Annotated in this window: 28 protein-coding genes; 9 read left to right on the top strand and 19 right to left on the bottom strand. The window is 46.3% G+C overall.

The features are described 5' to 3' along the window. Positions 1-130 precede the first annotated feature (130 nt). The 5 genes from NE473_RS25870 to NE473_RS25890 all read right to left on the bottom strand — a co-directional run bounded on the left by NE473_RS25870 (position 131) and on the right by NE473_RS25890 (position 1511). Positions 131-286 carry a hypothetical protein gene (locus tag NE473_RS25870; RefSeq protein ID WP_256265425.1) on the bottom strand — a complete coding sequence of 52 codons (156 nt, stop codon included), beginning with the start codon at positions 284-286 and terminating at the stop codon, positions 131-133. A 196-nt stretch (positions 287-482) separates the two neighbouring features. Beyond that, positions 483-695 carry a hypothetical protein gene (locus NE473_RS25875; RefSeq protein ID WP_118043195.1) on the bottom strand — a complete coding sequence of 71 codons (213 nt, stop codon included), beginning with the start codon at positions 693-695 and terminating at the stop codon, positions 483-485. A 51-nt stretch (positions 696-746) separates the two neighbouring features. Next, positions 747-923, bottom strand: coding sequence for a hypothetical protein (locus NE473_RS25880; protein WP_155521583.1), 177 nt, complete (start codon positions 921-923; stop codon positions 747-749). A 154-nt stretch (positions 924-1077) separates the two neighbouring features. Further along, positions 1078-1263 (bottom strand): hypothetical protein, encoded by a 186-nt coding sequence (locus tag NE473_RS25885; RefSeq protein ID WP_256265426.1) that lies wholly within the window; start codon positions 1261-1263, stop codon positions 1078-1080. A 35-nt stretch (positions 1264-1298) separates the two neighbouring features. Further along, positions 1299-1511, bottom strand: coding sequence for a helix-turn-helix transcriptional regulator (locus NE473_RS25890; RefSeq protein ID WP_242663923.1), 213 nt, complete (start codon positions 1509-1511; stop codon positions 1299-1301). A gap of 146 nt (positions 1512-1657) precedes the next feature. Here NE473_RS25890 and NE473_RS25895 point away from each other — a divergent pair, with 146 nt between their 5' ends. The 6 genes from NE473_RS25895 (at position 1658) to NE473_RS25920 (ending at position 5923) form a co-directional block, all read left to right on the top strand. Beyond that, on the top strand, positions 1658-2065 hold the full coding sequence (locus NE473_RS25895) for a helix-turn-helix transcriptional regulator (RefSeq protein WP_039890418.1): 408 nt from the start codon (positions 1658-1660) through the stop codon (positions 2063-2065). Continuing rightward, positions 2049-2462 carry a hypothetical protein gene (locus NE473_RS25900; protein ID WP_006771064.1) on the top strand — a complete coding sequence of 138 codons (414 nt, stop codon included), beginning with the start codon at positions 2049-2051 and terminating at the stop codon, positions 2460-2462. The genes NE473_RS25895 and NE473_RS25900 overlap by 17 nt, the downstream gene beginning before the upstream one ends. Positions 2463-2502: 40 nt before the next feature. Continuing rightward, on the top strand, positions 2503-3156 hold the full coding sequence (locus NE473_RS25905) for a hypothetical protein (protein ID WP_050797735.1): 654 nt from the start codon (positions 2503-2505) through the stop codon (positions 3154-3156). A gap of 62 nt (positions 3157-3218) precedes the next feature. Next, positions 3219-3761, top strand: a complete 543-nt coding sequence (locus NE473_RS25910) for a Uma2 family endonuclease (protein ID WP_006771061.1) — start codon at positions 3219-3221, stop codon at positions 3759-3761. Position 3762: 1 nt separating this feature from the next. Next, the gene (locus NE473_RS25915; protein ID WP_081034977.1) at positions 3763-5037 is read left to right on the top strand and encodes a tyrosine-type recombinase/integrase; all 1275 of its coding nucleotides are present in this window, start codon (positions 3763-3765) and stop codon (positions 5035-5037) included. Between the two features lie 118 nt (positions 5038-5155). Next, positions 5156-5923, top strand: a complete 768-nt coding sequence (locus NE473_RS25920) for a hypothetical protein (RefSeq protein ID WP_055651384.1) — start codon at positions 5156-5158, stop codon at positions 5921-5923. 233 nt (positions 5924-6156) lie between these two features. Here the strand turns inward: NE473_RS25920 and NE473_RS25925 are convergent, their stop codons facing one another. Further along, positions 6157-6402 (bottom strand): LexA family protein, encoded by a 246-nt coding sequence (locus tag NE473_RS25925; protein WP_022031893.1) that lies wholly within the window; start codon positions 6400-6402, stop codon positions 6157-6159. Between the two features lie 229 nt (positions 6403-6631). On the opposite strand from NE473_RS25925, the gene NE473_RS25930 reads away from it, so the two are divergent. Further along, positions 6632-7567, top strand: a complete 936-nt coding sequence (locus NE473_RS25930; protein ID WP_055651383.1) for a LysR family transcriptional regulator — start codon at positions 6632-6634, stop codon at positions 7565-7567. A gap of 6 nt (positions 7568-7573) precedes the next feature. Here NE473_RS25930 and metF read toward each other — a convergent pair whose 3' ends face one another. The 9 genes from metF to NE473_RS25975 all read right to left on the bottom strand — a co-directional run bounded on the left by metF (position 7574) and on the right by NE473_RS25975 (position 19183). Next, positions 7574-8446 (bottom strand): methylenetetrahydrofolate reductase [NAD(P)H], encoded by an 873-nt coding sequence (metF, locus tag NE473_RS25935; protein WP_039890409.1) that lies wholly within the window; start codon positions 8444-8446, stop codon positions 7574-7576. Between the two features lie 217 nt (positions 8447-8663). Then, positions 8664-10034, bottom strand: a complete 1371-nt coding sequence (locus NE473_RS25940; RefSeq protein ID WP_055651382.1) for an FAD-dependent oxidoreductase — start codon at positions 10032-10034, stop codon at positions 8664-8666. After that, a complete protein-coding gene (locus tag NE473_RS25945; RefSeq protein WP_055651381.1) occupies positions 10018-12543 on the bottom strand; it encodes a glycoside hydrolase family 2 protein in 2526 nt (841 codons plus the stop codon). Before NE473_RS25945 ends, NE473_RS25940 begins: the two co-directional genes overlap by 17 nt. A 57-nt stretch (positions 12544-12600) precedes the next feature. Next, positions 12601-13542 carry an aldo/keto reductase gene (locus NE473_RS25950; RefSeq protein WP_055651380.1) on the bottom strand — a complete coding sequence of 314 codons (942 nt, stop codon included), beginning with the start codon at positions 13540-13542 and terminating at the stop codon, positions 12601-12603. A 28-nt stretch (positions 13543-13570) separates the two neighbouring features. Further along, entirely contained in the window at positions 13571-14245 is a 675-nt protein-coding gene (locus tag NE473_RS25955) for a response regulator transcription factor (protein ID WP_006771052.1), read from the bottom strand. Next, positions 14214-15818: an ATP-binding protein gene (locus tag NE473_RS25960; protein WP_055651379.1), complete on the bottom strand. Its 1605-nt coding sequence runs from the start codon at positions 15816-15818 to the stop codon at positions 14214-14216. Before NE473_RS25960 ends, NE473_RS25955 begins: the two co-directional genes overlap by 32 nt. A gap of 36 nt (positions 15819-15854) precedes the next feature. Beyond that, entirely contained in the window at positions 15855-16703 is an 849-nt protein-coding gene (locus tag NE473_RS25965) for a carbohydrate ABC transporter permease (protein ID WP_006771050.1), read from the bottom strand. An 8-nt stretch (positions 16704-16711) separates the two neighbouring features. After that, positions 16712-17644, bottom strand: a complete 933-nt coding sequence (locus NE473_RS25970; RefSeq protein WP_006771049.1) for a carbohydrate ABC transporter permease — start codon at positions 17642-17644, stop codon at positions 16712-16714. Positions 17645-17749: 105 nt separating this feature from the next. Next, the gene (locus NE473_RS25975; RefSeq protein WP_256265427.1) at positions 17750-19183 is read right to left on the bottom strand and encodes an ABC transporter substrate-binding protein; all 1434 of its coding nucleotides are present in this window, start codon (positions 19181-19183) and stop codon (positions 17750-17752) included. 242 nt (positions 19184-19425) lie between these two features. Between NE473_RS25975 and NE473_RS25980 the strand changes: the two genes are divergently transcribed. Together NE473_RS25980 and NE473_RS33235 are read left to right on the top strand one after the other, a co-directional pair. Beyond that, the gene (locus tag NE473_RS25980) at positions 19426-20895 is read left to right on the top strand and encodes a glycoside hydrolase family 5 protein (protein ID WP_022031903.1); all 1470 of its coding nucleotides are present in this window, start codon (positions 19426-19428) and stop codon (positions 20893-20895) included. Between the two features lie 269 nt (positions 20896-21164). Beyond that, the gene (locus NE473_RS33235; protein WP_022031904.1) at positions 21165-21263 is read left to right on the top strand and encodes a putative holin-like toxin; all 99 of its coding nucleotides are present in this window, start codon (positions 21165-21167) and stop codon (positions 21261-21263) included. Positions 21264-21426: 163 nt separating this feature from the next. On the opposite strand, the gene NE473_RS25985 is transcribed toward NE473_RS33235, so the two are convergent. The 4 genes from NE473_RS25985 to NE473_RS26000 are packed head-to-tail and all read right to left on the bottom strand — an operon-like array spanning position 21427 to position 25689. Continuing rightward, positions 21427-22461, bottom strand: coding sequence for a LacI family DNA-binding transcriptional regulator (locus tag NE473_RS25985; protein ID WP_022031905.1), 1035 nt, complete (start codon positions 22459-22461; stop codon positions 21427-21429). Positions 22462-22480: 19 nt separating this feature from the next. Continuing rightward, a complete protein-coding gene (gene malQ / locus NE473_RS25990) occupies positions 22481-23959 on the bottom strand; it encodes a 4-alpha-glucanotransferase (protein ID WP_022031906.1) in 1479 nt (492 codons plus the stop codon). 18 nt (positions 23960-23977) lie between these two features. Further along, complete coding sequence (locus NE473_RS25995) at positions 23978-24847, bottom strand: carbohydrate ABC transporter permease (RefSeq protein WP_006771041.1); 870 nt, start codon at positions 24845-24847, stop codon at positions 23978-23980. Next, positions 24847-25689 carry a carbohydrate ABC transporter permease gene (locus NE473_RS26000; protein WP_022031908.1) on the bottom strand — a complete coding sequence of 281 codons (843 nt, stop codon included), beginning with the start codon at positions 25687-25689 and terminating at the stop codon, positions 24847-24849. Before NE473_RS26000 ends, NE473_RS25995 begins: the two co-directional genes overlap by 1 nt. Positions 25690-25772 lie beyond the last annotated feature (83 nt).

The following is a 25772-nucleotide window of genomic DNA, read 5'->3' on the forward strand; positions in this document are numbered from 1 at the left end:
CATTTACTAAAACGTTCGGTTCCTTTTGTTCCTCCGTCTTCGGAAAGCAGATCATATAAATCCCTTGCCGACACCGTAGGTTGTCCGCTCTCATAGCTTATTTTCATTAGCTCATCCACTTTCTCACTTCCTATCGCAGCGCCTCCAATCGTGCGCAAACTGCTAAAATGATAATCACTCCGGCCACAAAGATAACCGCCGGCATCAGCCACCGCTCCGTTACTTCCAGCAGGCGGGATCGGCTGTCGTCTTTGAAGTCATCGAGGTCTGTGTAGTACTTCTGCATGGCTTGTCCCTCCTTTTATAATCTCTGCACGGGTACCGACGGCTCTGCTCTATGCAGCGGTTGCGGTACCGGCAGGTGTTGCATGTTACATTGATGCGGATCACTTTCCTTCCTGATTGCTTTTCCAGATTCTCCCAGCTATAATGTACTTACAGGTCATGCCAGGACCTTGGTCTAGGAATTATGCTAAAACAGTTTATGGATTCACTTTCTTCTTATCTGCGCTAAGCTTTAACTGATGCAATAGCAAAAATTCAATAATGATTAATAAATGGAGCCGCGTGATTGCCCGCCAGCAGTCATCAAAGCTCTGTTCAATTACATACTTTGCGCTACACTTTTCCGAATATCGCTTCCTTCCTAAGATGTTTACTTTCTTACAAGGAGTGATATTTTTTCTTTTAGTCATCTTCTCTCACCCTCCTTCCTGTGATGTGGGGTTGTCCTACTGGTACCGGCATTAGTCAGCTTTCTTTATAACTGCATTTTTCTTATAAACTTCCTTTACTTCATTACAAGCCAACTCAAGACACTCCAATGTCATTTGATTAGATATCATACATTCGGTAATTGCGTTGGTTAATTTCGCTGACATTTCATGTAAAAAAACAGTATTAAGTTTTTCTGGGATTTCCATTTATTTTACCTCCTCCTTATCTGGCAACTTAATCATGCTTTTAAGACTCGATCTAATATCCATTAGGTTTCTTCACCTTTTTTCTCAACTTCCCATTGACACTTTCGCTCATCTGGAAACTATATCTTCCTGTGATGCGGGGTTGTCTACTGTGCTACCCCTTACTTTCTTCCGCCAGTTTCAGCAGGTATGCGTCCCACTTAACGGCATCTACCTGCCACTCGCGCCCTACTCGGAAGGCCGGAGAACCTTTACGCTTGAATAAGGCCGCTATGGTGTCGTAGCTCTTGTTATGGCGGACCATACAGTCTTTGATGGTTAATATCTGGCCGTCCCCCATCTTTTCTCGCCTCCTTTTCATCCTCACGCATCACTTTAAGTGGATTTCGCAGACAAAAAAATATTATCTACAGGTATTCCATAAATATTAGACAACATGTTTAAGTCTGCAAATGACGGCATAGCCACTCCTTTTTCCCAATTAATTACCGTTCTTTTACCGATTTTCATCATATTTGCCACTTCTTCCTGCGTCAACTTGGCATTTACTCTCGCTGCTGCCAAGCTAATTTGTATCACTTCTGCCACTTTTCGCACCTCCTTCCTTTATTCTGGAATTAGTATACCATCACTTTAAGTGTGTGTCAACACTAAAAGTGATATATTTTCATTTTTATGTTGCAACTTTTTCACTTTTGGTGTATTATAATCTTAAAGAAGAAAGGGGTGTAAAAATGCCAGAACAAGAATTTAATGCTGTATTTTCTAAACGACTTCGATATTATCTAAGTAAATATGAAATAACACAGGCCGAATTAGCTAAGCACTTAGGCGTCGGAACCACTTCTGTATATAATTGGTGTAATGGTATAAAAACGCCCAGAATGGACAAAGTTGACGCAATGTGCGATTTGTTCAACTGTAAACGGTCTGATCTGATTGAAGAAAAAGACGATTCTAATGACCGTTATTATCTCAACGACGAAACCGCTCAGGCTGCCCAGGAAATATTCGAGAACAAGGAACTTCGCGCATTATTCGATGTTCAGCGCGACATGGATGCAGACGATCTTCGCGCCTTACACAATATGGCGCTCGCTTTGAAAAGAAAGGAACGTGGTAACGATGACACCGGATGTTAATGTCGTCTTACTTGATTTCCCAGCTCCTGGGAATGAAATGGTTTTTGAAAATGAAGATGATAGCTTTACGATCATGATTAACGCACGGCTATCATATGACGAACAGCTCAAAGCCTATCGCCATGCCATGCGTCATATTGAAAATGATGATTTCCAAAAAGAAAACGTACAAACTATAGAAGCTGCCGCGCACGCTGCTATTACAATTCCTGTAGAGACTCAACCGATGTCCGCTAAAAGATTTTTGCAGCGTCTGAAAAAAATCCAAGCCGAACAGAAAAGGATACAAAAAGAGCTAAAGCAGCTAGAAGAACACCTTGAAGTTGTACGAAGCATGAAAGGCTTCGATGATTTTGAACTGGCTGATAGTCAGCAATGGTATGGTAGCAGCTTATGATTAATGACCATTAGATTAAGCAATATCTTGGAGTGCATTAATGGAACAGACACTTTATTTTAAGAATGGTATTTTATACAAAATTGATCCCAACGATGGTAGAAATTATTATCAAGCAAGATTTTTTATCTCTGATGGAGAAAAGTATGATTTTGAAAATAAAGGAGATATTGAAAGGTTACCAATTCCAAATTTTTCAAGACAAAATGGTCCATTCCCAGATGTAACAAAATGTTTGGATTATATTGTACGCATGAAAGCAGGACATTTTTATATAAGACACGATTTTGAACTTTGCTCAACTTGTCTAAGAAAAATGATCGAACTTATGAAACATAGCACGATTTTATGGGGAGAATATGATTACTATAGAATTGTCCAGTGGAATATAGAGATGGGATTTTTTGAAGAAGCAGAGAGAGCGGAGCTTGACTTAAATAATTTTCTATATCATACACCAAATAAAGTTTTTTTAAGAAGTAATGTTGTCAATACTCCTGAGTTAATTCAAGAACAGCAAGAGCGTCAAAAGAAAAATCGAGATCGAAAAGAATATTATCATATATTTTATCAACTTCCAGAACATGCGCCCAAATCCTTTGGTGCATATCGAAGAATGAAAAATAGAAACTCAAAAAATTTCCAGGAACTCATGCAAGTAGCTGAAGAGGCTGGAATTGATATTGAACTTTAACCAGAAAGCCTTAATGCTATCACCCCCTATTGTGAATTGAAACAAGAAAGGAAGTGCCCTTCATGCCATTGCCAGACAAGAAAACATACTCATCAGAAGACTACTGGAATCTCCCCGAAGGTGACCGCGCCGAACTGATCGACGGCCAGCTCTACGCCATGGCACCGCCCAGCAGGAATCACCAGAAGCTGATTGCCGCGTTTACGAAGATTCTCGGCAACTACATTGACAGCCATCGCGGAGATTGTGAGGTATACCCAGCGCCATTTGCTGTAAATCTTGATGCCGATGACAAAAACTGGGTAGAACCTGATATCTCTGTGATTTGTGACAAAAACAAACTTTCAGATCGTGGTTGCAATGGCGCGCCAGACTTCATTATTGAGATAGTCTCACCTTCAAGCAGAAAAATGGATTACACTAAGAAAAATGCTCTTTATTCCGAAGCAGGTGTACGCGAATATTGGATTGTCGATCTCGCCAAAGAACGTACCACCATCTACCACTATGAAGAAGATGCTGCACCAATCATCATCCCATTTAACGAAAAAGCCGAAGTTGGCATTTATGAAGATTTGAGTATAATAATTTCAGAATTAATTTAGCATGAAAAAAGCCCCAGGAGCTACCAACTCCCAGAGCTTTCCAACACACATATCAGCCAGAGCCGATACACATGCCCTCAACAAGCATATTGTATCACAGCTCTGGCAAAAAATACAGGGCTATTTTTATGCCCTTTCGAAAGAAAGGAGAAGTATTATGCCTAAGAAACGTAAAGATGGAAGATACTCCAAGCAGGTAACCATCGGTATCAAAGACGGAAAACCAGTCCGTAAAACAATTTATGGCAGCACTATCAAAGAATTAGATAAGAACTATCGTGATTTTATGAGTCTTATGGACAAAGGAATCATCTTACAGGAACAGAACACCACCTTTAAAGAATTGTCTGAATTATGGCTTACAAACGAGAAGCTCGGAAGCGTTAGAGACCAGACAATAAGTACGATTAAAGGTCAGTTAAGTACCGTTAACAGCTATATCGGAGATATAAGAATCAAAGACTTACGGATGTCGCACATTGAATCGTTTCGAAGCTATATGATAAAATCAAAAAAACTGGCCCAGTACAATCTGTGCCTGTCCCGAATCAAAGCAATCGTCCGTTATGCAGTCCAGAAAGACATTATGGCAAAAGATATTACTGCTGGAATGAAGAGAGTCAAAATAGACAAAAAACCAAAGCGCGCTCTTACGTCTGAAGAACGTCTGTTATTTGAAATAGCAGACCTTGATAGTTTTGAGCGCTGCTTCATCAACCTGCTTCTCTACACTGGCTTAAGAAAGTGCGAAGCGCTTGCATTAGATGTAAAAGATATCGACTTAAAAAAGAATCAGATTTACGTTTCTAAAACATTGGTTGCCAGTAAGAAAATCAATACCTGCCTGCAGGAATACACAAAGACTGCTGCCGGACTCCGCCAGATACCGATTCCCGCCCCGTTGGCAAAAATCCTTTTCGAATTCATAAAAGGCCGATCGGGAATTCTTTTTCCCTCAAAAAGCGGCAGATATATTTCTACCCTCGATTATAAATGGGAAAAAATACTTAAAAAAGTTCAGGCTGTATCAAGCACCCCTCTATCAGATGATATCACGCCACATATTTTCCGGCACACCTATGCCAGTGATTTATACAAAGCAGGTGTTGATATCAAGCAGGCTCAGTATCTCCTCGGACACGATGACATTAAGACCACGCTTGACACCTACACCCATTTTGGATTTTTCGATGTGGAGCCGGATAAACTGGAGGATTACTATAATGCAGTCAAAATGCAGTCAAACGATAATATCATACCCATGAAACATGCATAAACAGGGCATTTCTTAAGAATGCATTAATTTATTACGATTTAACAGATCATCTTGTAAGAAACGCATTTTTCTGTTATGCTAGGAAACGTAAAAAACATGAGGAGGAACCTTAATCAATATGAGCCCATATACCAATAATTCCAGGCAGAACCGAGGGAGAGGAGGCTCCAGCCGGCACGATTCCGGACGGAGTGACTTTATGACGGTCCTCCTGTTTTATGTGCTTCCATTCATCGTTGTCAACTCTATTATTTTTATTCTGGTTACTGCAGCACCAAAGGGGGATTTGACAATCGGGGAAGCCGATAATTTTACGACAACCACCATGGAATTAAAGATAAAATCACTTTTTCCCATCAAAGCCATGACAGTAACCCTGGACGGCAACGAAGTGGAGCTCACCAAAACTGCTTCCAAGACCTACACGGCTGTACTCGGCTCCAATGGAACCGTAAAGGTGAGCTTAACAGCCTTTAACGGTATGAAAAATGTATTTTCAGAACAGGTCAATATTCTGGATGACACCCCGCCGGACATTAAAGATTCCATCATCGAGGATGGCGTCCTTTCCTTCCGTCTGGAGGATACCCAGTCCGGAATAAACTATGATACCATATATGCTTACGATGATGACACTCCGGAGATCCTTCCTCTCTCCATTGACCGCAGCACAGGAATCATTACATTCGACATGCAGAAGGAGAATCTGACCATCTGCGTAAAGGATCAGGTCGGCAACGAAGCCCGTGTAACGATTACACCAAAGGGGGAGAATTTAAACCCGGAGGAAGCGGCCGCATTAGCCAGTCAGGAAGCAGCTCAGGACAGCGATGCCGCTTCCGGTGAAAGCAAGGAAGACCAGACCGGTCTGGAATCTGCAGAATAATTGGATCAATCCAGTACAAGAATGAATCCCGCAAGCGGGATTCTCCGCCTGCGGCGGGTCGCATTAGCGACATGATTCCTTACCGCCGCAGTGCGATCCTGCCCGGAGGGCTTTTTTATATCATAGGGGTACTTTCCTATGATATAAAAAACCGGGAGAGCGTTTTCAACTGATCAATTCAGATGAAACACTCTCCCGGTTTTTACTCGATCCCCCTTGGATCTCATACAGTTTTAATGCTGACACTCTTCCACGACCTTAAATCCTACCAGCTTAATCGTCCGCGGTCCATGGCCGAGAATAATTCTCCCGATATCCTCCAGTTCCTCCAGATAAAGGCTGACCGTAGCCGTTGAATTTTTTCCCACACCGTCGCAAATCTCGCGGATGGTGGGAGAATACAGATTTTCAGAAACAAAGTACACGATAAATTGATAAATTCTCTCCTGCAAGTCATAATCCCATCGTAAGCCTCTCAATTTTTCTCCTCCTGAATTTAAAAACCTGGAACCATCATACCATATTTTGGTAATTTCCAAAAATGGTAATTTTTTCCAGATCCGCATTTTTCAGAAAATCAGGACGGTTCGTCCAATCTGCTGATTTTGATAGGGCGAAAAATCGCCCGAAAGGCTCATAATTACGTACTTATTTGCGTTTTTCAAAAAAATACAGTATATTATAGAAAAAAACTATGGGAGGTGTCCTATGACGATTCAGCAGCTGAAATACATCATAAAAATCGTGGAATGCGGGTCTATTACGGAGGCAGCAAGGCAGTTGTTTATCTCGCAGCCCAGCCTTTCCGCCGCATTAAAAGAACTGGAATCGGAATTTGGAATTGAGTTGTTCTACCGGACAGCAAAGGGAATATCCTTAACGGCCGACGGCACGGAATTTTTGTCGTATGCACGCCAGATTATCGAGCAGACACAGCTTTTAGAGCAGCGCTATACAAACGGGAAGCCAGCCAAGCGGCTCTGTTCCGTATCCACACAGCACTATGCCTTTGCAGTCAATGCCTTCGTCAGCCTGATCTCCCGAATCGATACGGATGAGTATGAGTTTACGTTAAGAGAGACGAGAACGTATGAGATTATTGAAGATGTGGCTAATTTCCGAAGTGAAGTAGGGATTCTCTACTTCAGTCAGTTTAATGAAAAGGTGTTGAAGAAACTGCTGAAGGAAAATCATCTGCTCTTTATCCCTCTGTTTGAGGCGGCCCCCCATGTGTTTATCAGTTCCATGCATCCGCTTACCGGAAGGAAGGAGGTCACGCTTGAAGATCTGGAAGACTACCCGTTTCTGGCATTTGAACAGGGAACCTTCAATTCCTTTTACTTTTCAGAGGAAATCTTAAGCACGGCCCCGCATAAGAAAACCATTCATGTCAGCGACCGGGCGACTCTGTTTAACCTGCTGATCGGTTTAAACGGCTACACGATCTGCAGCGGAATATTAAACAGCAACCTAAACGGCGACAACATCGTGTCGGTACCGCTTAAGACAGAGGAATGGATGCGGATCGGCTATATTTGCAGCGATAAATTCCCTTTAAGCCCGATTTCTCTTTCCTATATCAGAGAGCTGAAGAACGTAATCGCGGCAGAGGGCTTCGTCATACTAACGGAATCCGGCCGGTGAGGGTTCTCACGCGGCCAGCAGGCGGTATACAGCCTCGTGAATTTTGGAAGCAACGTAGGGATTATTCATAGTATAAAGGTGAATGCCGTCGACGCCCCGCGCAATCAAATCCACGATCTGATCCACCGCATAGGCGATACCGGCGTCACGCATGGCCTCGGGATTATGCTCATACCGTTCCATCATTGCGGTAAATTTGGAAGGCAGGCTTACGCCGCAGAGAGACACCATCCGCTCGATCTGCTTTTTATTGGTGACCGGCATGATCCCCGCTTCCACCGGGACATGAATTCCCGCCAGCAATGCGCGTTCTTTAAACCGGTAGAAACAGTCATTGTCAAAGAAAAGCTGCGTAATCAAATGGTCGGCTCCGGCGTCCACCTTGGTCTTTAAGCTTCGGATGTCTGTCAGGATGTTTTCCGATTCTGTATGGCCTTCCGGATAGCAGGCCGCCACCACATTAAAATCTTTAAACTCCTCTTTTTCTTTTATAAAAGAGATTAAGTCACTGGCATGCTCAAAATCACCGGCCGGGCGTCCGCCTTCGGGGATATCCCCGCGCAGCGCGAGTATGTTATCGATTCCCGCTCTCTTAAATCCGCCCAACAGACTGATTACATCATCTTTTGTCAGGCCGATGCACGGCAAATGGGCCACGCTCTCGATACCATATTCATTCTTGATCTTTGAGGCAATCTCCGTTGTTGCCTTACAGTTTTCACTGCCTCCGGCTCCGTATGTAACGCTGATAAAATCCGGATTCAGTTTTCTTAAACTGTCCAGTGTTTCATAAATCGTCTCAACCGGATTGGTTCTCTTTGGAGGAAAAACCTCGAAGGAGAGTACCGGTTTCTTTGCAAACAAATCCGTTGTCTTCATTTTTCTGTCTCCCTGCCGCTTTATCCATATGCAAAGGGAAGCTGGCCCTCTCATCTTTTCACGGCTCTGATTTTATGACCATAATCATAGCACAGGGCAGCGGTATAAGGAAATATAGTTTTTTTATTGTATTATATAGGAAATTCCTATGGGGATAACAGTTTCTTTACAAAGACAAGGTTTTCGGGAAACGCCTTCTCTCCTTCCTTCTGATCAGTCAGCCTAAATATACCCCCTGCTCTCGCAGCACCTCCCGGAGTTCTTCCGTATTGAGATATCTTGGAAGGATATTCTCCTTAACGCACAGCGCGGCCGCGGTTCCTGCCGCCTGTCCCTGGGCCATGCAGGATACCGTGTTTCTTGTGGACATATGCGCCTCCCATGTGCCGGTAATACATCTTCCGGCCACCAGCAGTCCCTCCACGCGTTTAGGAATCAACGCCCGGTAAGGAACGCCATAATAGCCGCCTTCCCGGATGGTAATTCTCGGAGCACAGTCATGGAATCCGTATAAATACACTTCATCCTCAAACCGTTTTCCGGATACAATCTCCTCCAGCGACAGATCATACTCGCATTCCACAATTCTCGTAAGCCTCACGCCGATACTGGCCGGTGTCCAGCTCACATAAGCATCTTCAAATCCCGGAATATGCTGTTTCAGCATCCCCGCCAGCTTCATAACCTGATGGCGCAGTGTGATCTCTGCTTTTGAATACTCTTCTGTATTGGCGGCGTCCACGTCAGGCAGAGCCGCCGAATTAATATAAGTAAATTCTCTCTCATGCAGAGAAAAACCAAGAGGTCCCCACATTCCCGTCTTTTCCATAAACTCTGTAAATTCAGGAATTTTTTTCAGTTCAAAACCTAGCCGTATTACATGGTCGGTACTGTTTCCTTTATCGCCCTCTATCAACTGATTGACAATGCCTTTTTCCCGGCAGAATTCCACCAGCCGAGGCATATCCACATTTGTCATGCCAAACGGCATCCCTGCCGAAGTCGTATCGTGTTTTTTTACAACTCCGGCACCGGCCAGCGCCGCTGCATCCGCATCACCGGTAGAATCAATCACTGTGTGGGCAAGAATGGCTTCTCTTCCGGATTTTCCTTCAATGATGACACCTGATACCCGCTCGCCGTCTTTTATCACATCCGCGATTACTGTATGAAGCAGGATTCTCACCCCCGCCTCTTCCAGCATGGTAAATGCAACATCCTTAAAAATCTCCCAGTCGATCAGCGTAATGGCTGAATCATAGTTTCCACCCTTATCCTGTTCTAAATGGCCCGGCGATCCCGACGCTTCCATCATACGCGTCACGATTTCCTGCGGGATTCCTCTGACTACCTGAGTCTTTTCCGCCCCCGCAAAGGCCTTATACAGGTTAAAAAAGCTGTGCAGCGGGCCTGCTCCATTTACAAGAGTTCCCCCCACGTGGCCAAACCGTTCCACCAGTATGGTATCCGCGCCGTTTCTGGCGGAGGCCAGCGCTGCTGTAAAGCCCGCCGTCCCTCCTCCGCACACCACTACATCGCATTCATACTGAACCGGCGTTTTCCTGTACTCTTCAATCTCTCTTTTCATATTTCAGCACCGCCTTATCCTCATCATATACGGCCTTCGCCGTCACCGTTCCCCTCTCATGGCGCCCCAGAACCCGGATTCTCTTTTCCATTCCCGGCAGCAAATCAAAGTAATTATCTTCAAACAGCCAGCCAAATTCATCTCCATCCTCGTCTCCTCCCAGTTCCACACATCTTGCAAACCGGCTCGCAGTGACAACAAGGATATCCCCCTCCTGCTTGAGCTGAAGCCCCGTATGTTCCGGGTACTCCATTATTCGCTCAATCTCGCACGGTTCAGCGCACATTCCCATGACCTCGCCTTCATCAGAATATGCAACAGCGCAGACCAGGTTACTTTTTCTGAACTGACCGTAGCAGTCGATGGTGCAGACTGGTTTTGATTCATCCGGTTCAGCATGAAACTTCTGGAAAAAGGTGCCCTGCCGTTCATTCTTTAAGATATCAAACAGGAATATTTCCAGATGCCCGTTTACGGCATGCCCCGTATCATTCGTCACCCATAGATAACCATGGTCCCCCAGCTCGCACGACACCAGAAACGGCGCGTAGCAGCGTTTTAATTCGTAATAGGGGTAGTACGGCTCCTGATAATAATCCACAACTCCATATGAAATAATATTGCTGTTATTATTAAACTTCCAGAGCATATGGCCCTTCGTCCTTCTGGCTGTACCGGCAGAAGCGGCTTCTTCTCCCCGGAAGCCTCTCCGAAACCGGCATACCTGTTCATGAATATACTCCGCATGAGCGGCACCGATCCGGTAGACCAGTTCATCTGCCGATCCTGCATCGTAATAATGCTCTACAGGTCCAAGCTTTATGACGCCCTGGTTTGTATTATGAAGTTCCCATGTCTCCGGCCACTCTTTTCTTTGTCTCCGGCTAACCCTCCCCGTATATTCCGGCGGCCAGAGCTCCTCCGGTCTCATCATCTTCCTCATGGACTTCATGGAAGGTGTGGAGACCCGGCAGTTCTCACTTAAAAATACAGGGAATTCCCTTCCCGGAACGAACCAGAGATGGGTATAGCCGTGGGTATCTCCCGCCAGGGGATCATTGGCATATGCACCGCCGCATGGGGAAGACGGATGGTAGTACCGTTCCGGATCCTGTTCCATGCAGACCCCGGGAAATACCTGTCGGACAATCGTTTCACCAAAACAGGGGCCTCCGGGATTTTCATAATCCCTTGATAACAGAGTCTCATTTCCGCCGCACCAGAGAAGTATGGACGGATGGGATTTCAGCCGTTTCGTCATCTGCTCCGCCTCTTTTCGGCAGAGTTCCAGGAACTCCGCTTCCTCCGGATAAGCAGTATAACAGAGATAGAAATCCTGCCAGATAAGAATCCCCCGTCTGTCACATTCCTCGTAAAACGCCTCTGGATAGCGTTCGCTCTCCCCCCAGACCCGCAGAATATTAAAATTCCCCAGTTCTGCAAGATCCAGCAGGCGGCCCATCACTTCCGGCCGGTACCGGTTGCTCAGAGTATCGGGATGGACGAGATTGGCCCCCCACAGCTTGAGAGGTCTTCCATTGATCCGAAAATCCATATCTCCAGCCATGGAAACTCTGCGGAATCCTATCACCTTTTCCAAAAAATCCGCTGTTCTGCTGCCGCAGGTAAGCTCCAGTCTGTATACTGACGGGTCCCCCATTGTCCGCGGCCACCAGAGTTTAGGATGCGGCACACGAAGAACCATGGTCTCAGAACGGCTCATAATCTGCCGTACTTCCTCCGCCCTCACCTGGCCTGTGCTGTCAAAAACCCTGGCCTGCAGCGGTTCGCCCTGATATTCCTCCAAAGCCCCCAGAAAAGAGGCAGTAATCGTAACCACGCCGCAGTCACCATCTTCCGAAAGACTGCTGTCCGCTGTCACTTCATCAAACAGAAGGGGATCTTCCTGCATCAGAGTCACGTCACCATAGATTCCGCACCTGATCAGGCCTGGAACCGGACCGCAGTACTCATGAAAGCCGGAGCGGAATGCCCGCACCGCAGAGATTGCCGGGACACGTCCCTCATACCGCTCCGGAAGCCTTATCCCGCTTACTTTTTTTGCTGCGGATTGAATCCAGATCAGCAGCACATTCGCTCCCGGATTCACCTCATTTACCGGGAACCGGTAATCCAGAAACACATCGCCGCATTTCCCGACTAAGGTTCCATTCAAATAAACAGCTGCAAATGTATCTACCCCTTCTAAAGTAAGGTAAACCTGACCGCCTGCAGCTGCAGGCGCATCACCGGTAAACTCAAGGCGGTATACCCAGTCATACTCATCAATCCATAAATCACGGTTAATCCCTGTCTCATTGGGATTACCTATCACTCCGTAATCCAGAAGTACATCGTGGACCTGTTCCGGAAAATTCAGGACTGGAAAACTGCGGTCCTTTCCGGTTCCCGGCACTCTAAAACCAGCTTCCAAATCTTCCGGACTGTAGTCCATTCCCGTGGGAAAACGCTTTAAAAGCCAGCCTTCCCGTAATACCATTTTCTTCATACCAGTCTCCCTTTTAGCCTGCTGCCTTCAACGCTCACTGCTGCCAGTGTATTGACACTAGAAAACAAAGCCTTTTGTACTGCTGAGACGCTCCATAATGTCATCATTCAGCCGGAGCCCTGTGGCCGCGGCGTTGTCGAGAGCCTGGGCTGCATTTTTTGCTCCCGGGATCACACAGCTGATACCAGGATACGTCATATTATAGGCCAGCGCCAGATGCCCCATAGAGAGCCCTGTCTCTGCCGTACACGCTTCCACAATTTCCAGATCCGGTTTTACCTCCTCGAAACGTTTCGCTGGCCAGAATCCCTTTCGGTTATCTCCTTCGGCAAACTGTGTTCCTTCCCGGTACTTTCCGGTCAGAATTCCGCTGGCCAGAGGCTGACTGGTCATCACCGCAATATTACGCTCCTTCGCCAGCTTCACAACCTCTAAATTGGATTTATTCAGAATATTAAACGGACATTCCAGCACATCGATTACCCGTTCCGTATCACGTTCCAGCGCGTGCATGGTGTCTCCGGCTCCCCACATGGCAAGACCGGCAAACCGTACACGGCCAGACCGCTTCATCTCCTTCAGTGTCTCAAAAACCCCACATTCATCCTGCAGCTTCGCATCCGGAACATGCAGAAGGTAAACATCCACATAGTCCGTCTGAAGCCGTTTCAGACTTTCCTCCAGACACATCATGAGATACTCTTTGGAAAAATTCTTGCTTCGTTCCGGCAGACGGAAGTTTGTACCGCCTTTCGTCACGATAACAGTTTCCTTTCTGCGTCCCTTTAGGAACTCTCCGATCAGTTCCTCACTGTGCCCATCACCGTAGGCATCACACGTATCGTATAAATTTACTCCCTTTTCCCACGAAACAGTTAAAGCTTCCACTGCATCCCTGTCGCAGATTCCGTCGCCCCAGCCTCTGCCGCCGATTGCCCATGCTCCAAAGCCAATATCTGATACCTTCATACCTGTTCTTCCAAATATATTATATTCCATCGCTGTCTTTCTCCATTTCTATCTGTCATTATGATTCATCAAAAATATTCAGTTCCCTTAACAGAGCCACCACATCCTTCATGCGCTTCTTCTTGAATTTCTTTAAAATATGGTTGATCTGCGACCGGATCGTAGTTTCCTCCACAAAGCGTTTTGACGCAATGTCCTTATACGTATAGCCTTCATATACCATTTTTAATATCTCATATTCCGTTGTATTAATCAGAAGCATCACCTGAAAGGTCTCTTTTAACCGGCTCTGCTTCTCATAGACTCTCTGATACCCGTCAATCAGTTTTTTCGCCACCTCCGGGCGGACCAGAAGCTTATTATCGATCACATCATGAATCGCCCCCACAATCTTCTCAATGGAACTGGTCTTTATGATATAATCAACTGCTCCGGCCAGATATGCCTGAAATATGAATTCCTCATCCTCATGGATGGTAAGTGCGATACATTTCACCCCCGGATATCTCTCATGGATTTTACCAATCGCTGTAATTCCGGAGGTTCTGGTCTCCATTTGAATGTCCATAAGCACGACAGACGGAAGCAGCTGTTCCACCATCAGAAATGCTTCATGGCCCGTAGCCGCCTGCCCCACCACCAGAATATCATCCGACCGTGCAGCAATCTCCTCCGCCAGATGGATCCTGATTTCCTCCATGTCATCCGCAATGACCAGTTTGATTTTCTCCATGTTTTCTTCCTCCCCCGTTACGCTGCGAGACACTGGTCTTCTCTTCCCTGCTCATGGGCAGGAGAAGAAATACTGACGTATATACCCCGTATCTGCTGTCGATCTTGATCTGTCCCAAATGCGCCCTGATCACCTTATAAACATAGGGAAGGCCCAGCCCCCAGTTCATCTTCCCCTGTTTTCCGGAATAATGCGGCGAAAAGATCCGGCCGCGGTCACGGAAACGAATACCTTTTCCGTTATCCTGGATCATGATGATCAGCCATCGGAACAAAAATTCCAGCCTGACTGTAATTTTCCCCTCTTCCTTCCCGGACTGTTCGATGGCTTCCACGGAATTGTTCAAGATATTTACCAGCGCCTTGCACAGATGATAGCGGTCGTACATCCCGCAGATATCCTCATACCCCTCTCCGTTCCACTCTACCGTGATATAAGAAGGCACTGTAACTTCATTCAGCGCTTCATCGATAATGCTGGAAACACTGTTATTTAGATAGTGATACTTAATTTCTTTTAACTCATCAAGCATTTGAGTCGTCCGCCCCAGCGACTCGTCTATCAGCTTTCGCATGCGGCCGATTTCCGGTATCTCCGCCGTGTTATCCACCTTATTTTCAATCTTTGTGATCAGTATCTGCTGAGAAAAAAAGAGATTTTTCTGGGAATGGAGCGTTTCCCCCAGGACTTCGTTCATGATGTTTAAATTCTTCTGAATCTTCCGCTTCACAAACGGTGTTGCCGACATATCCATCCGAAAACTCAGCAGTATAAACATGCAGAACGAGATCACCACCAGCACCAGCGACGGAGCCGTCAAATAAACCTTCTGAATCCGCGCCTGAACGTTTTCAAAGATCCAGAAACCGCTGCGAATCACCTTGTCCACCGACATGCTGAATGGCCCGATATAGAAAAAAATATAGAAGATCGCAGCAGCAAGCATCAGTCCCATGGAAAACAGGAATATTCGTTTGCGAAGAAAGCGGACGGATGTCACCATCACGTAGCGGATCAAAACACAGATCGGCCGAAGCAGCAGCAACAGGACTACAAGTTTAAAGATCACATTTAAAGAGCAGTACAGACCATACACGAACGGTTTATTCCCGCTGGTATGATACAAAATATACATTTTTGTAGAGGTTACAGGATCGTAAAGAATTATGGAAAGAAGGGGAACCGCAAAGAACAGCAGGCGCCGCATCCTCCGGCTCCCCTTTTTCAATTTCGGCTCGCTCCTCCCCAGGTTTTTCTGAAACTCGTAGTTAAAAATCATTTCGGCCAAAAGAAACAGTGCGACCCCCACATTCATAAGCCGGATATTCACGACAATGGGAAGTGCCAGTCTGGCCGTTATTGCTTTATAGATCATATAATCCAGCCGGTAATAAATGCTTCCTCCATAGTAATCCCCGTAGCTGGCAAACATATTGATATGCAGAATGATGGAGAAGAAGGCCAGCGTCGCCCCTGTTGCCATTAGAACAAACAGATAAGAATATCTGCTCTTATGGTCAAAAATAAGCAGTATTACAGAAAATGCGACCAGTAAACCAATTGTATAAAACATACGCTTCCCCCACTCCCCATTCGTCTCGAAAGTCTATTAACCTTTTACAGACCCTTCCGTCAGACCCGAAATAAAATACTTGTTTAAGAATAAGTATACAATAAGCATCGGTAAAATGGAAATACTGATTCCCGCCAGCATCAGGTTCCAGGAGGACACCGCCTCACCGCTGGATTTCAGGCTGACAACTCCGACTACCAGCGGCCATTTGTCCTTTGCTGCAATGGTAAATACGTAGGGCAGAAGGTAATCGCTCCAGGCCGTCCGAAATGCTACCAGTCCGGTCGTTGCCACCAGCGGCTTACAAAGAGGAAAAATGATTCTCCAGAATATCTTAAAGAAGCTGCAGCCGTCGATCTGTGCGGCCTCGTCAATCTCCCTGGATATCTGCCGGACAAAGCCGGTAGCGATAAACACCTGCGTCGCATTCATGCCAAACACACGGATGATGATCGGTCCCCACAGCGTTCCGCTGAGCCCGAACACTTTGGCCAGACTGAGCTGCGGATAGAGCGACAGCGTTCCGATCGATACAAACATGGAGCAGAGCACCATGGCATTCACCACTTTGGAAAACCGGGTCGTCCCTCTGGCAAAGACATAGCCGGCCGTAATCGACGTCACAACACAGCCGCCCACCACTACAACCGCATAGAAAATACTGTTGAAGGTCAGCCTGCCGAAATCCGCCAGCTTCCAGGCCTGGATATAATTTTCAAAGTGCCATTCTGTCGGAAGAATGCTCAGTCCCCCAACTAAAATCTCCTTATTGGACTTAAAGGAGCCGAGTAAAATGTAAATAACCGGAAACAGTGCAAATACGGCAATCACCAGGAGAAACGCGTAGATCACTGCCTTCCAGATACTCTTACTGACTGTTCTCATAGTGCCTCCTATTCTTCTACTTCCTGCATTTTCTTCGATACCTTTAAATAAATCAGTGTGACAATTCCCAGAATCACCGCTGTGACAACAGCCATGGAGGAAGCGTAGCCAAACTGAACTTCCATGGCGGCACTTTCACCATACGAGAAGAAATACTTGAATATGTACGTCATCACCACTTCCGTGGAACCTCCCGGTGCTCCGTTCGTCAGTACCAGGATCAAATCCGTCATTTTCATGGTTCCCAAAACGCTCAGCATGAGAACCAGCTGCAGAATCGGTGCTACCAGAGGCATGGTAATGTAAAAAAACTGCTGCACTTCATTGGCTCCGTCGATGGAAGCGCATTCGTACAGCGATTTGGATATATTCTGAAGCCCCATCAAAAAGTAAATCATATTAAGTCCAAAGGTCGTCCACAGCGACACCAGGATAATCACAAACATGGCGTGCCCCTTGTCGCTGAACCAGCTGATATTCTGGGTAATCAGCCCGATATTTTTGAGGATTGCATTTACAATTCCGTTATAAGCCCCAAACAAAATAGAGAAAATCAGTCCTACAACCGCGATACTGAACACGGAGGGCAGAAAGAACACCACCCGAAAGAAAGAGCTGCCTTTTATCTTATTATTCAGAAGCACTGCTAAGACCAGAGCCAGCGGAATCTCAAATATCATCTTCATACCTGCAATCAGAAACGTATTTTTCAGTGAATTCCAGTATGCCGGATCACGGCTGAACACCCTGATAAAGTTTCCCAGTCCTACAAAAACCGGTTCACTGTATCCGTTATACTTAAAAAATGACCACCGAAGCACCCAGATAATCGGATAGACGGAAAACAGGAGAAAGCCGATCGTCATAGGCGTAATCATCAGGATTTCCTGAATCTTGTTTGCGGAATGCAGTTTTTTTATTTTTTTCTTTGTTTTTATCATATATCCTTCACTCTCACCCTATCTCTTCGCCATATTGCGGCATGGCCTGCCAGCTCTGTATGAGCTGGCAGATACCGTGCATATCCCCGCCAATTTTTTCAGCCGCTACTGGTTCCACTTCATCTTATCGGCAATATTCGGATCAATGTAGTCATCAATATTCACCTTTCCGGATGCAACAGCTTCATCCAGAGCCTTATTGTAACGTTCCGACAAGTCCTTCAGCGCGCCATCCACATCCGTGATAATTCCAGTCAAAATCTTGTTGTAAACGTCCTGATAGCTGTCTCCCTCAATCGATAAATCGCCATCCGGATTTGGATACTTAATACAGAATACATCCATATCGGAGAACTTAATCCAGTTTGGATCCAGGCCATCCACCTTGGACTGGCTGGTAATCTCATCACCTAAGATACTGATATCCACCTGTGCCTCATTCGTAGCCACAAACATTTCATCGGAATACAGATAATTTATAAACTCCGCAACCTTGTCCGAATATCCGTCCTTCGCCGCCCTGGAATTGATGACATAGGACATGGCGGCACCAACCGGTTCCTTATAGCGGTTAGACCCATCAGCAACCGGATATGGAATAACGGTCCACTCGAAATCACATGGAAACTGATTCTTAAATGTCGTCACGTCTGAAGACATAACACCGATCATACCAATATTTCCTGCCGAAAACTGAGCTCTCGCCGTATCCCCATCCATCGTCTCGTAGCCCGGGAACATACTCTTGTCATCAATAAATCCCTGAAGATGGTCAAAGAAACCGCCAAGGGATTCAAAGTCATACCGGCCTGTGGTGTGATTGAAATACTCATCTCCCACGCTGGCTGCATTTGGTAAATTCACATAGAAATAGTTGTAGGATCCATATCCCATTGCCAGCGCATATCCGTAAGTTGACTCCTTGCTTCCCTCGGTGATTGCCTTTGCACACGCCCTCATTTCGTCCCATGTCTCAGGTGTCTTAAGTCCGTACTGGTTAAAGACATCCATATTACAGGCGATCCCATACGTCGTCACACGGATCGGGATAGAGTATGTCTTCTGGCCGAATTCTCCATAACCGGGCGCGTTATACTCCGCAAAACGATCCACCAGCCCCTTTAATCCGGCTTCATCCTCCCATGGCATGATGTATCCGGCCTCCGCGTAATTGCCAATTTTATTACACTTGAAAATATCTGGTCCCTCTCCGGCAGTCACAGCGACATCAAGCGTCGTATAGTAATCACTTCCATAGACGGTGTATTCCACGGAAATACCTTTTTCCTTTCCGATGGTCTCATTAAACGCTTTAATCCTTTCTTCATAAACCGCCTGGTCATGCTGGTCGTTGGACCACATGGTAATCTTGGTAACATCGCCGCTTCCGGCTTCCGCCTGCGTCTGCTCCTTCTTTGTCCCCTCCGTCTGACCGCTCTCCGGCGCCGCCGTCTGGCCTTTATCCGCTCCAGCACAGGCTGTCATGGAAAGCATCATTATCCCGCTCAGTAAAATCCCCAAATACTTTTTTAACCTCATGATAAACTCCTCCATTTTTTCATTTACAAGTCCCGCTGCCGGCGCCGGCGTCATCTGAACTTTATGAATGCATCTTAGCACATCCCCTCAAAAAAAATAAGTATGATTTTTTATAAACATTTTCCAGTTTAACGCATTTATAGCTTATTTTTTTGTATATGTTTATATTTTTTCATCTTGTGCGCCGCAGGCTGTCATAGTAAAATTAGATAAACATTTCACTTAGAAAGGAGTTATACTGTATGGAATTCCTTAAAACCAAAGGAAAGAATATTATAACAGAATCCGGAACGCCGGTCTGGCTAAGAGGCACCTGTGTGGGCGGCTGGATGAACATGGAGAATTTCATCAACGGATTCCCCGGAACCGAGATCTCGCTTCGCGAGCACATGAGAAAAAGGCTGGGGGAAGAGAACGGATCTTACTTTTTCCAGGAAATGATTCACAATTTTCTGGCAGAGGAGGACCTGGCTTTTATCGCTTCCACGGGAGCTACCGTCGTGCGTCTGGCGCTGAATTATCGGCACTTTGAGAGCGATGACGCTCCCTTCGTCTACAAAGAAGAGGGGTTCCGTCTCCTGCGGGAAACCGTGGACCTCTGCGAAAAGCATGGACTTTACGTAATCTTTGACATGCATGCTGTTCAAGGCTGGCAGAACACTCACTGGCACAGTGACAACGACCGGGGAATCTCCCTGTTCTGGTCCGATGCCTGTTATCAAAGGCGCTACTATGCCCTGATGCAGGAAATCGCCTCCCGTTTTAAGGACTGTCCGGCCGTAGCCGGCTATGAGCTTCTCAATGAACCGAGCTCAAGCTGCCGCAGCGGCGATTATCCCTTCAATATGTACGAAAACTTTACTTCCGACTATCAGACCTTCAACCGGGTCATCCATACAGCCGTGGACCGGATCAGAGAGATTGACAAACGCCACATCATCTTCATAGAAGGCGACTCCTACGGCCATAATTTTTCCGGTCTGGAGGCTCCCTTTGACGATAACCTGGTATACTCTTCCCACGACTATATTGTCTCCAGCTTCGGTCCCGGCGCTTATCCCGGCCAGTATGAGATGCTTCACAACGACCGTGTTGAGGCCGGCTGCTACTGGGATTACGAACAACAGATCCGCCACATAAAGGAGACGGAAGGCTGGCAGTTTTCCGAGACCTGGCAGGTTCCTCTCTGGGTAGGCGAATTTGGTTCCCAATACTGCACAGGAGCCGACGATATCCCTTACCGTCTGGCCTCCATGGATGACCAGCTCCGGGCTTTCAATGAACTGGGGATTCACTGGACCACCTGGACGTACAAGGATTGCGGCACCATGGGCTGGGTCACTTTAGATCCCGAGAGCGAATACATGAAAACCGTGTCTGAGGTCCAGCGCATGAAAGGTCTGCTTGGTGCAGAGAACTTCACGGCCTGGCGAAGCGCCTGTCCCGGCAAAGAAGTCACCGGGCAGTTCACCCGCTACGTCATGTCACTTTTGAGCGAGTCCCCCAACTACACCTTCGGCACCTTCCAGAAATGTATGAACTACGCCCTTCTCACCAGTTTCTGCGCCGGAGTCCTGCAGCCGGAATACGCTAAAGCATTTCAGGACTGTTCCGCCGGTGACATTGCCAGAATCATGCGGTCCTTTGCGCTTCTAAACTGCCAGGTAAACGAACCGTATCTGGAACTCTTAAGAAAACGGCTGGCCGGGTAATCCTGACAAAAAAGCACATCAGTCAGAAGTGAGCAAAAACGGGGACAGTGTTCTATAGAAGTTCACTGTCCCCGTTTTGCAAACCATATGATACCACAAAATTCCACTTCAGCTCTAATCATACACTTATCCATAATTCCCACTATTTTTTAGTTTTACTTTTTGTTTTCACTGTATTTAATTGTTTTTTTACTTTATTTTGATATAATAGAATCAGGCAGTCCATCTGCCGGGTGACTTCCATCTCCGAAAGGAGGTGGTTCTATTATATGTCTACTTATGAAGAATTTATGGTTATCATAAATGCAGCGATGCTGATCGTTGCCATTCTCGTTTACATAGATAGAAAAAACGGTACAAAAAAATAGTCACCCCGCCATCCCAAAGGTAAGTGACTATTTTTTTAGAAATTATCTTTTGGAAGCCACTCTGTGGAGTGGACTGCCTTTTTGTACCTTTATTATAACCCTTTTTTCTCTATTGTGTCAATTATATTTTAGATGTATTCGAATCTCCCATTTCTCACTGGCTTCAAATTCTCCTGGTCGATTCTCCCTCCACCAGTTCTCCTTTAAACACCCGTTTCTGATGGTCCGCTTTCTTGCCAATTACGTCAAACAGGATCCTTATGGTACTTTTCGCCATCTCCTCCACCGGCTGTCTTATGGTGGTCAGCGTCGGATTATAGTAATGTGCGATATCAAGTCCGTCGAATCCGGCCACAGAATAATCTTCCGGAACTTTCCCGCCGCACTCTGTAATCGCCTTGCAGGCTCCTATGGCAATGCTGTCCGAAATTGCGTAGACAGCTGTAAAATCCACTTTTTTCTCCTTCAGGATCCGGCTCATGGACATAAATCCATAATCCATGGTATAGCAGTCCCTGCCTACCTCAGAGAAAATGCAGAGTTTTTCATCGAGCTCAATTCCGTTGTCCTCCAGGGCTTTTTTATATCCCTCAAGCCGCAGCTTTCCAATACTCTCATCATCCTGCGTCGCCGCCAGAATCAGAATTCTCTTATGGCCGAGTTTACATAAATAATCAGTCATTTTGTAGCTCTCCGCGTAATCATCAACGGAAACCCAGGAATAGGAAGAGGATTCCTCCAATGAATCAGTCATTCCAATGGTACTTAACACAAACGGAACAGTCAGCTGTTCCAGCTTCTCTTTGCTGTGTGAGAAGAAGCCCCCCAGAAACACGATTCCCCTGGGCTTCTTCTCCTTAATCAGTTCCAGCGCCACGTCCACTTCGTCCTCGCAGGCATCCACGCGCTGCATGATAAACAAGTATTTCTTCTTCTGGATCTCCTCTTCAAAAACACGGATCATCTTGCTGAAGAACGGATTGCTGATGCCCTTAATCAAAACCGCAATAGCCTTCGAATCCGTGCGTTTTAAATTGCGGGCGCTGTTATTAGGAATATAATTATGTTCCTTAATCGCCTGCATAATCATATTCTTTGTCTCCGGATTAATATCCGGATGATTATTTATTGCACGTGATACCGTGCTTACGCCAACCCCGCAGATTCTGGCTATATCCTTAATATTGATAGAATCCATAAGAAATACTCATCCCCTGTCATACCCTGCCGTAAAGTTTCGCCATTTTACGGCACTTTACCGCGATTTCATCTGTCATCTCCCCGGAAAGCATGCGCCATCTCCAGTTTTCCCCCAGAGTGGAAGGTGTGTTAATCCTCGCTTCCCCTCCCAGCCCCAGGTAATCCTGTACCGGTATCACCGCAAGCTTCGCCACACTCGCCAGTGCAAGGCGTACGAAGTCCCAGTGAATTTCGTCCTCGGGAGTGTGTGCATTGTTCATATAATCTATAGAAAGCTGTCTGTCCGCCTCATCCATCTCCTCATACCAGCCGCGGATTGTATTATTGTCATGAGTTCCCGTATAAACCACACAGTTGGTCGTATAGTTATGCGGCAGATAATCGCTTTCCTCTCTGGAATCGAACGCGAACTCCAGGACCTTCATTCCCGGGAATCCCGTGTCTTTTACTAATTTTAACACAGATGGCGTCAAAAATCCAAGATCTTCCGCAATAATATCAAGTTTACCAAACTTTTCCTGCATTTTCTGGAAAATCTCGATTCCCGGCCCTTTTTCCCAGGTTCCGTGAATCGCGTTTTCACTACCGGCCGGTATGGAATAGTATTCATCGAAGCCCCGGAAATGGTCCACACGCACCACATCATACATGCGGAAGCTGTATTCCATACGCCGCATCCACCACTGATAGCCGGTCTTCCCATGGTATTCCCACTGATACAGCGGATTCCCCCAGAGCTGACCTGTGGCAGAAAAGCCGTCAGGCGGACAGCCGGCTACCGCAACCGGTTCCCGGTTCTCATCAAACTGAAACAGTTCCGGATGATACCATGTATCCGCACTGTCCAGCGCCACATAGATGGGAATATCTCCAATGATACGGATCCCCTTTTCGTTGGCATACGATTTTAACGCACTCCACTGCTCTTCAAATTTCATTTGAAGGAAGGCGTAGAACCCTGCCTCGTCCGCCAGCTCATACTGAAGCCGTTCCATCGCTTCCCGTTTCTGAAGACGGATGTCCTCATTCCACTCCGTCCAGCTCCTGCCTTTATTCTGGTTCTTAACCGCCATATAAAAGCAGTATTCCACGGTCTCAGACCACAGTTTTTCCCTGGCCTCCGCCGCTGTATGGCCGTCTTTCAGCCAGCGCTCATACGCCTTGCGAAGCAGCGGAAAACGGTTAAAATAGATCTTCCCATAATCAATATCTCTCGGATTGCTTCCAAAATCCGCGGAGTCACATTCTTCTTTTGTAAGGAGACCTTCTTCCACCAGTTTGTCGAGATCAATGAAATATGGATTACCTGCGAAAGCCGAAAAAGACTGATAGGGTGAGTCCCCGTAGCTGGTCGGTCCCAACGGCAGAATCTGCCAGTAATGCTGTCCCGCCTCTTTTAATGTATCAATAAACTCATAAGCCTCTTTAGAAAATGCTCCGATTCCGTACTTTGACGGCAGACTGGCAACCGGTAGCAACATACCACATTCCCGCATCGTGTGTCTCCTTTATCCTTAACCTTTTACTGCGCCGGCAGCTACACCCTTAATGATGTATTTCTGACAGCTTAAATAGAAAATAATGATCGGTACAATCGCCAGAACCAGCATAGCCATCATGGCTCCCATATCAATGGAACCGTAGCCGCCCTTTAAGTTCTGGATAACCATGGGTATTGTACCCTTTTCCTGCGGAAGAATCAAGCTCGGAAGCAGATAATCATTCCAGATCCACATGGCATTTAAGATCGCTACCGTAACAGCGGTAGGCCGAAGCATCGGAAATACCACATTAAAATACGTCTGAATCGGGGAACAGCCGTCAATCATGGCCGCCTCTTCGATTTCCAGCGGTATTGCCTTTACGAATCCGCAGAACAGGAATACCGCCTGCCCCGCCCCAAATCCCAGGTACAGAAGAACCAGACCGTACATGGAGTTTAAGTATAAATCGTTGGCCGTCTTGGACATGGTGAACATAACCATCTGGAACGGTACAATCATGGCAAATACAAAGATATAGTAAAGAATGCTGTTAAATTTCGATTTCACTCTGGTAATGTACCATGCCGTCATGGAGGTAAACAGTACAATTACCGCTACGGAGCAAACCGTAATAAACAGAGACCTTCCAAACGCCGGGAAAAATCCGGTCTTCCTCACACCTTCGAAATAGTTCGTAAGGGCCACGTAGGTTCCCGCCTTCGGCAGCTGGAACGGCGCATCGCTGATGTAGAGTTTGCTCTTAAAAGAGTTCACCAGAACCAGGAAAATAGGGAACAGAAATGCCAGTGAAAGTATGGCAAAGAACACAGTCATCATCATACCGGTCGATTTGCTGACTTCCATCTGCTGATTTTCCGCTTTTTTCGCTTTCACGCTCATCAGTTTTCTACCTCCTTACGCCTTGTTAAATACAGCTGTGTCAGGGAAATAACCGCAACCATCAAAAAGAAGACAACCGCCTTCGCCTGACCGACGCCTTCCCAGCCGACTCTGCCGTAGAACGTACTGTAAATATCGAGAGCCAGCATACTGGTCTGTCTTCCGGGTCCACCTGCGGTGAGAGCCAGGTTCTGGTCAAACAGCTTAAAGGAATTGGTCAGGGTTAAGAAGAGACAGATCGTAAAGGAAGGCATAACCATCGGAATGATGATGCGCCGCAGCGTCTGTGTCTTCGTAGCTCCGTCAATCTTTGCCGCTTCGATTAAATCCGGAGAAACGTTCTGAAGGCCTGCGATATAGATGATCATCATATAACCGATGAGCTGCCAGTTCATCAGGATAACCAGACCCCAGAAACCGTATTTGGCGTCGAAGGACAGCGTAACCCCAAACTTTGCCAGAATACCATTTAACAGCAGCTGCCAGATATAGCCCAGAACGATACCGCCGATTAAGTTCGGCATAAAGAAAACGGTTCGGAATAAATTCGTTCCCTTAATGCCTCTCGTCAGAGCATACGCCATCAAAAATCCAAACACATTGATCGTCACAACGGACACTATGGTGAATTTCACGGTGAATACCAGCGCATTTATGAAGTTCTGGTCCAGAAATATCTTTTTATAGTTGCTTATGCCCACCCACGTCGCATCCTTTACCGTGGTAAATTCCGTAAATGACAGATAAATACCCATGATAAACGGATACAGAAATGCAATGATAAATGCAATCAGCGTCGGCAGCACAAAAATCGGAAAATACCGTTTGATGGATTTTTGCATGGTGCACCCTCCTTGAACATACATAGTGATTCTCAGCGTTTAAGTAAAGAAATGGGTGAGGAAGTTCCCTTACGCTCACCCAT

Origin of the sequence: Hungatella sp. SL.1.14 (assembly GCF_024460495.1) — a bacterium.
Lineage (GTDB): Bacteria > Bacillota > Clostridia > Lachnospirales > Lachnospiraceae > Hungatella > Hungatella hathewayi.